This is a genomic window from Methanoregula sp., assembly GCF_002835825.1.
Classification (GTDB): domain Archaea; phylum Halobacteriota; class Methanomicrobia; order Methanomicrobiales; family Methanospirillaceae; genus Methanoregula.
The window spans coordinates 1-7,173 of the sequence record NZ_PIZH01000081.1 but is presented as its reverse complement, the minus strand read 5'-3'; the positions used below and the strand labels follow the sequence as shown (position 1 = coordinate 7,173).

The window sequence follows — 7,173 nt, the reverse complement described above, 5'->3', positions numbered from 1 at the left end:
CGTGCTTCACTGTGAGGCCGGAGGGTCCCAAGATCCGCGTTCGTGCTCGCGTATGCCATTTCGCGCAAGGCCGGTACGATTGTGCCGTTCAGCTCTTCAGTATGGTTTGTAGAACCGGGGTCCCAGCCGGTTGCAACCTGCTCGGGAAAACAGATCAGGCGGGCACCGGAGGCCGCTGCATGGCAAACGAGCGGTCGGGCCTTTTCCAGTGTTGCCGTGTGATTGTCCCAGGTGCCGGCTATCTGGGCGCTGCATATCCGGACCGGTTGGTGATCATCCATGCAGTGCCTCGCTCAGATGGGTGGGGGACTCCGGGGGACCTTGTAAATGATGAGAATAGCGCTCATAACAATGAGCATGGTGGTTGTCAGGAGCAGGAATGGTGCCATCGGGATATTCATACCGATGAGCAGTGCGGCTATGATAATCCCGGCAACCGTGATGCTGCTGCCAATCAGCACATGCCCGACCGATGCAATATCCCAGTCACTCATTTTCTCTTCCCCGTTTGTTTCATGATATAATCTGAAGCAGGCATCATATAACCTGTGGTACGCGGGTGAAAATGAAGGGTCAGATAGAATCCCGGCTGGTTATCGCGGTCTTATCAGACCATGTATCCTTATTCTGGATTGACATTCACAAGGCGCGGACCCTGCCGTTGTCCTGCAAAGCCAGGTCCCCAATAATTGGGGCCAAAAAAGGATCAGTATTCGTACAATACGGATTCATCGATCCGCTTGTAATCGAACACTTCAGTGGTTTTGAAATGGATCCCGATCTCGCGTGCTGCACTCTCCGGCGAATCAGCGGCGTGGATTACATTCCTGCCGATGTCGATACCGAAGTCGCCGCGGATGGTACCCGGCGCAGCTTCCTGCGGGTTTGTGGAACCAACCACTTTTCTTACGATCGCTGCCACATTCTTTCCCTCCCAGACCATGAGGAATACCGGTCCGCTCATGATATATTCCTTCATCGAAGGGAAGAAGGGTTTTGAGACATGTTCCTTGTAGTGCTCTGTCACCCGCTGCTCCGGTAACTTTTCAAAGCGGGCTGCCACGAGCTTGAGGCCTTTTGCCTCGAGCCGGGAGACGATCTCGCCCACGAGGCCGCGCTGGACCCCGTCGGGCTTGACCATCACAAAGGTGCGATCCAGCATGGGGATCACTCCTTGCCGAGTGCTTTCCTGCCGGCGTTTGTCCACTGGACACGGCGCGGAACGCGGCCGAGCTTGTGGTTGTTCTGGCACTTTGTGCTGCAGAAGTAGAGGATAGTCCCGTCCTTCTTCACAAACATCTTTCCGGTGCCGGGCTCGAGCTGGCTGCCGCAGAAACTGCAGACATGCTGTTCAACCATCGTTTACCGCCTCGAGAGTTTCTTTGCTTCGCGCTCGGTCTCAAGGAGCATAATGACGTCTCCTTCACGGATCGGGCCCACGGTGTTGCGGGTGATGATCCGTCCCTTGTTGTTGCCGTCGAGGATACGGCACTTGACCTGCATTGCCTCACCGTGCATGCCGGTTGAGCCAACGACCTCGATAACTTCTGCCGGCGTTGCATCGTCTGCCATGGTTGAGAACCTCACGCCTTCAGCGCGTCAAGCTGCTTTGCAAGTTCGTCGATCGACTCTTTTGCCTTGCCGGGCTTGACGACTGCTGCTGCTGCGGAACCGACATCGAGGCCGCTTGCAGCGCCAATATCGTTCTGCTTGTTGATGAAGATATAGGGGACTTTCTTCTCTTCGCAGAGCGGCCCGAGGTGCATCACGATCTCTTCGGGCTCAACATCGGCGCCAATAACCACGAGTGCTGCAATGCCGCGCTCGATGGCTTTGGTTGCCTCATTGGATCCCTTCTTGATCTTTCCGGTGTCCCGTGCGACTTCAAGGGCTTCGAGCGCCTTGTTCTGGAGCTCTTCTGGAGCTTGGGTTTTAACGTAGCCTTTTGCCATAACTCACCTCATTCAGGAGTTCTTATGCTCCTTCATTACTCATCAGTAAGCAATGATGTAGCCATATCAGTTCGACAGGAACGGAAATAAAGGTTTGTGCCCCGACGGGAAAAGTTTACTCGTGGCTGCCTGTTATCCTGAATGTATACCTGTGGATGAGGCAGAAATCCGATATATTGTCGTTGTTCCTTCTGAATAGACCTTTGTCAATCCGGTTTCTGGAAGGGAGACCTCGTATCGTTCATATTCAGGATCCCCGACATAGAGCAGGGTGGCGTTGTATTTTCTCATGAGCGGAACGGTCAGTTCGGGCCGTTCATAGATCTCCCGGATGTCGGTTTTTCGTTCAGAGAACCAGCCGCTTTTATCCCCCCTCCACATGTATTCATGGAATGGCTGGCCGATGATCGCAGGAATCCCCGTGAACGAGGACACCCGGGAGTAATACGAATAGTCCCCGCCTTCTGACTCGACAAGGATCTCGCCCGGGGGAAGCGTACGGAGGTAAGCAACCGCCCCTGCATCTCCCGGGTGCGAAGCGGAGAGATACTCAAGTCCGTCAAGAGTGTTGGTACCGTATCCGGAATTGTAGGATACCATGAACGGGACAGCAAGGAGCAGAAGAACGATCCCGAGGGTTGCTGCTGTCGTGAGCCGGGCAGAAAAAACCGGAATGCGCCCCCACCGTGCAAGCCACTGTCCGACCATGACCAGTGCAGCGGTACCGAGCATCAGCCATGCCGGGAGATAACATTTGAAGACCGTGTTCATGCGAAAGAAGGTCTCCCCCATGTTATCCTTCATGTACACCAGTTCGCAGATCACAAGAATGGCCAGACCGAACGCCGCAAGAAGATCGGGAAAATCGCGATCGGCTTTGGCAATGAGATAAACAAGGGGGATGATCGCAATCGCTGCAGCGATGTACCCGGCAAGGGCAAAGGGCAGGCATGCAATGAGGAGCCATGGCCGTTTCCGGAACTCCGGGACAAGCAGCGCGATAAAGATGGCGATGAAGATGCCATTCACCCAGAGGAACTCAACCGGGTCCGAGGGTGTCCTGACAAATGCGATTGCCCCGGTCTGTGTCTGCAGCTGGAGATAGAAGGGAAGGTAACAGAGAATAGAAAGGGGCGGCACGGTTAAGAGGAATGCCCAGGTGTCTCTTCCTGGTGATGCCCGGTTCCTCCCGATGAGGAGAAATGCGACAATGAGCACAAGGGGTGCATAGATGAGAACATCCCAGGTATTGAAGAGCGGCATCGAACCAAGGCTGAGGGAAACCAGGATCGTTACAATGGCTTTTTGTCTATTGTCCAGAGACTCCCAGTTCCGGTAGACAAAAAGGAGGAGCAGGATGAGGAAAAGCTGGTTGAAGATCGAGACAACGTGAGCGTGGACATCGCCCCAGACAAAGGAGAAGAGGGGATACTCGTTAATGGTGTTGGTGATGGTCCGCGTTCCCAGCCATGAGAGCGAGGCATCGTAGGCCGGATTCACCGCTGATCCGGTGATGAGCTGGTAGATGAGAGCCGGGTTGGGGAGGATGAGGACAATAAGCGGGAGCCAGCGGAAACGATCGAGCAGCAGTGTGCCGATGGCATACAGGCTGATCGCGGAGAGTGCGAAGATGGTTGGAAGCGACAGGTTGAATGCAATGTTTGAAGGGACTCCGCTCACTATGGCAAGGCAGCCGAGCATCCAGTACCCGAGATAGTAATAGACATTGAGAGTGCCCCCGGCAAACCAGGGATCGAGCGGGGGGACAACCGGGTTCAGGATCACTGATGCAAGGAAGCCGTGGTCCATGAACTTCTCGGCATAGGAGATTGTCGGGTTCACGAACCGGACATCCAGCATGATGAGGAAGGTAACCAGGAAGAGGGCTTCCCAGCGCCACTGTTCTTTCAGGTCAGGGATCTTGTAGTTCCTCTGGTAAAGGTGCCATGCTGCAAGAACGATGAAGGGGATGAGAGCCGCATAGATGGGGATCCGCGCAAGCCCGCAATACCAGGAAAGGATGGTAAAGGCAAGAAGCGAAGCCGGGAATGCAACAGGAAACGCGAAGCGGCCAAAGGTCTTTTTCAGGGACGGATATAGTGAGAGCTGCAGGAATGTAAGGACCGCAAGCCAGCTGAGCACGGCAATGATCTGCTGTTCAGGTGCCGTCAGATTTCTTACCCCCGTTGAACTTTGTGTTGATCGCTTCTTTGATACTGGGAATGACCCAGTCTCCGAGATAGTAAATCGAAATTATCCCCCCAATCAGGGTCACAAGATTCTTGATCAGATGATCGATGACCGCAATCAGGGTTGCAACAGCCGGGCTCACGCCGGAAAGCCCGAATGTAAGGGCAAGGGAGAGTTCGTACGTCCCCATCCCCCCGGGTGTAAGCGGGACTGCTTTTACCAGGTTCCCGATGACGACCGCAAGCACGACAACAGCAAAGGGGATCTGCTGTTCAAACATCATGACAACTGCATAACAGACGAGGATGTCGAGGAGCCAGATGAGAATGGATGAGGATCCGAGCAACACGATGGACCGGGGGGTGAGCGAAGCCCGTTTGATCTTGTGGAGCATGTGGAGGATGAGGGCTATGTACTTGGTGGGTAAAGAGAACCTGCCAACAACGACCAGGAACGCGAAGAATGCCAACCCGGCAACAAGCGGGACGATGATGAGTGTCAGGAACCATGACGGTGCATTGATGACAAAGAAGATCGAAATGGCACCAAGCAGGGCAACAGTGAAAATATCAAAGATCCGTTCCACGACAATTGATGAGACGCCTTCAGAATAAGTCGTGTTGTACTCGTGTTTTAAGATGAAGACGCGGACAAAGTCACCGAGCCGTGCAGGCACGACAAGGTTGACCGTCTGGCTGACAAAGATACATGCCATCGATACGGTCATCTTCACGGTGTAGTTCAGGCCGGCAAGGATTTTCCGGTACCTCCACCCGCGAAGGACCCATGCAGCAAGGCAGATCGCTATTCCGATGAGGAGGAACTCCGGTATGATGTGCCGGAGTGCAACGAGCAGGTCATCCCACACACTATACAGCATGTACCCGATGATGCCTATGGCAAACAGTGTCGGGATGACAATAGCGCTAATTTTTCGATACATGGATCTGCCACCACAACCGGAGGATTGCCCTGCCCATCGAAAAGATATCCTTAGCCTTTACGGTTGTCCCTTTTCCTGCCCGCCAGCGAACTGCAAATTCCTTTACGCGGAAACCCTTCCGCTGGCCCCTCACAAGGAGCTCCGTGTCCCAGAACCAGTGGGTGTCACGGACCTTCGGGATGATGGCCAGGATGCGTTCCCGGTTGAATGCCTTGAACCCGCACTGGTGGTCGAAGAGCGTGCTTGACAAGAACAACCGCACGAGAAAATTATAGGAACGACTTGCAATTTCCCGGCCCTCAGTCCGGACAATGTCACTGTCGGGCATGAGCCGCGAACCTGTTGCCATGTCATATCCTTCCCGGATCGACCCGATCAGTTCCGGGAGGTGCTGCATATCCGTTGCAAGATCGACATCAAAATAACAGACAATCGATCCCTGCGCTTCCTGTATCGCACGGGTGAGAGCCCGGCCCCTGCCCTGCCTCGCGTCGCTGTGGAGGAGACGGACTCGTGAGTCTGCCCTGCTGAAATCTTCAACGATCGCTGCACTCCCATCTGTGCTCCCGTCCTCTGCGACAATGATCTCAAATGACGGGGAACATTGGGAAAGAATCGTGACAGATATCTGGAGTGCTCTCTCAAGGGATTCCCGGTCGTTGTAGACCGGGATGATTGCGGTGACTTCAGGTGGTGCCATGGATCCTTCTCCTGATACACTCTGCTACCTCAAGACCTGCCCGCACCGATCCCTCCATGCTCCGTTCGGGATAATTCGTCCGGGAAAACATTCCTGCCATGAAAAGCCCGGACTGCTCGTATGCCGGCAGGAGGTTCCGGTACCCTACCGTATAGACCGGCCCGGCCCACGGGTCGACAGCCATCCGGTGCCAGTGGATCTCGCGTTCGGGGACAGCAAATCTCCTACAGAAATCTGCGATCATCCGGTCGTCGAGCTGGTAAGGGACTGTTCCGGAGAAATAAGAGGCAAGGTAGACGATGTGCTCTCCGTAGCGTTCCTTTGGGATGAAATTTGTGTGCGAAACGACAGCACCATATGGTGCCGAGTCTTTCATGTTGAGCCAGTACACACCTTCTGTTACCTGGCGATCCAGGGCAAGTGTCATGCAGGCAGCACCCTGGTAGGGGATATGCGTGAGAGCCGGCCCGCCCATCCGTTCCAGTTCATGAGGGGGTATTGTTGAGACGATCGCATCGAAGGAAATGCCGTTAAGCGTCCATCGATTCCCCTGTTTTTCGAGGGATGCAGCAGGAACCTGCTTCTGGATCAGTCCGCCTTTTGCGGTTATGGATGATTCGAGTGCCGAGATTACCTGGTGGAATCCCCCGTTCAGGTAGCCCAGTTTCTCACCGGAAACGCCGCGGTTCGACCGTATGGCGATACGGCTGATGAGCCATGCGGCCGAGACCTCGTTCCTCCTGTCGCCGAATTTGCTTTTCAGCAGGGGCTCGAAGAATGCCGAATAGAGAGAGGTGCCCAGGTTCTCGATGATGTACTGTTCCGCAGGGATGGCGTCAAGTCCGGTAAGATCGATCTTTTTTGCCTTTACCGTGAGCCAGGCAAGTTTTGCCTTATCGATAAGGGAGAGTTCAGGATAGGAGAGGATCTGCCCTGGTGTGTTAAGCGGAAAAATCCTGCCCCGTGCATAATATCCGCTTGTCCCGGTGATCCATTCCAGCCTCTTTGAAAGGTTGAGCTGTTCCAGAAGTGAGAACAAGGCAGTATCGGTAGCGAAGCAATGATGATAATACCGCTCGATCCAGTAATCGTTCATGTTGTATGACGAAAGGCATCCCCCGAGATAGGGCAGTTTCTCGAAAAGATAAACCTCGTGATCCCCGGCCAGAGCATCAGCTGCGACAAGGCCGGTCAATCCTCCCCCGATAATGCCGATCTTCATGGCTGACAATCTATAGTACTTTTGGGGGCGAAATGAAAAAGGCTCCGGATAAAACGCCGGATTTCCTCCAATTACCTCGTAATCTCATAACAAAGTTTTTGAACTGCCGAAATAAAAAGTTCATATCAGCAAAAGGACTTAAAAGAATTAAAAGAAAATAGTTATC

General features: G+C 54.0%; 10 protein-coding genes. All 10 read right to left on the bottom strand.

Going from position 1 to position 7,173, the window contains the following annotated elements; translation table 11 throughout:
• Window positions 1-281: nitrilase-related carbon-nitrogen hydrolase (locus CW742_RS04560; protein WP_342764859.1), on the bottom strand; the 281-nt coding region annotated here is incomplete at its 3' end.
• A gap of 12 nt (window positions 282-293) precedes the next feature.
• Window positions 294-494, bottom strand: coding sequence for a hypothetical protein (locus CW742_RS04555; RefSeq protein WP_292417095.1), 201 nt, complete (start codon window positions 492-494; stop codon window positions 294-296).
• 212 nt (window positions 495-706) lie between these two features.
• Complete coding sequence (gene ndk, locus CW742_RS04550) at window positions 707-1,159, bottom strand: nucleoside-diphosphate kinase (protein WP_292417098.1); 453 nt, start codon at window positions 1,157-1,159, stop codon at window positions 707-709.
• An 8-nt stretch (window positions 1,160-1,167) separates the two neighbouring features.
• Window positions 1,168-1,359: a 50S ribosomal protein L24e gene (locus tag CW742_RS04545; RefSeq protein WP_292417092.1), complete on the bottom strand. Its 192-nt coding sequence runs from the start codon at window positions 1,357-1,359 to the stop codon at window positions 1,168-1,170.
• A gap of 3 nt (window positions 1,360-1,362) precedes the next feature.
• The gene (locus CW742_RS04540) at window positions 1,363-1,572 is read right to left on the bottom strand and encodes a 30S ribosomal protein S28e (RefSeq protein ID WP_012106229.1); all 210 of its coding nucleotides are present in this window, start codon (window positions 1,570-1,572) and stop codon (window positions 1,363-1,365) included.
• An 11-nt stretch (window positions 1,573-1,583) separates the two neighbouring features.
• Window positions 1,584-1,952: a 50S ribosomal protein L7Ae gene (rpl7ae, locus tag CW742_RS04535; RefSeq protein WP_292417088.1), complete on the bottom strand. Its 369-nt coding sequence runs from the start codon at window positions 1,950-1,952 to the stop codon at window positions 1,584-1,586.
• Window positions 1,953-2,084: 132 nt separating this feature from the next.
• Complete coding sequence (locus CW742_RS04530; RefSeq protein WP_292417085.1) at window positions 2,085-4,094, bottom strand: DUF2298 domain-containing protein; 2,010 nt, start codon at window positions 4,092-4,094, stop codon at window positions 2,085-2,087.
• A 16-nt stretch (window positions 4,095-4,110) separates the two neighbouring features.
• Window positions 4,111-5,085 (bottom strand): lysylphosphatidylglycerol synthase transmembrane domain-containing protein, encoded by a 975-nt coding sequence (locus CW742_RS04525; protein WP_292417082.1) that lies wholly within the window; start codon window positions 5,083-5,085, stop codon window positions 4,111-4,113.
• On the bottom strand, window positions 5,069-5,785 hold the full coding sequence (locus CW742_RS04520) for a dolichyl-phosphate beta-glucosyltransferase (RefSeq protein WP_292417078.1): 717 nt from the start codon (window positions 5,783-5,785) through the stop codon (window positions 5,069-5,071). The genes CW742_RS04525 and CW742_RS04520 overlap by 17 nt, the downstream gene beginning before the upstream one ends.
• Complete coding sequence (locus tag CW742_RS04515) at window positions 5,772-7,007, bottom strand: NAD(P)/FAD-dependent oxidoreductase (RefSeq protein WP_292417073.1); 1,236 nt, start codon at window positions 7,005-7,007, stop codon at window positions 5,772-5,774. Before CW742_RS04515 ends, CW742_RS04520 begins: the two co-directional genes overlap by 14 nt.
• Window positions 7,008-7,173 lie beyond the last annotated feature (166 nt).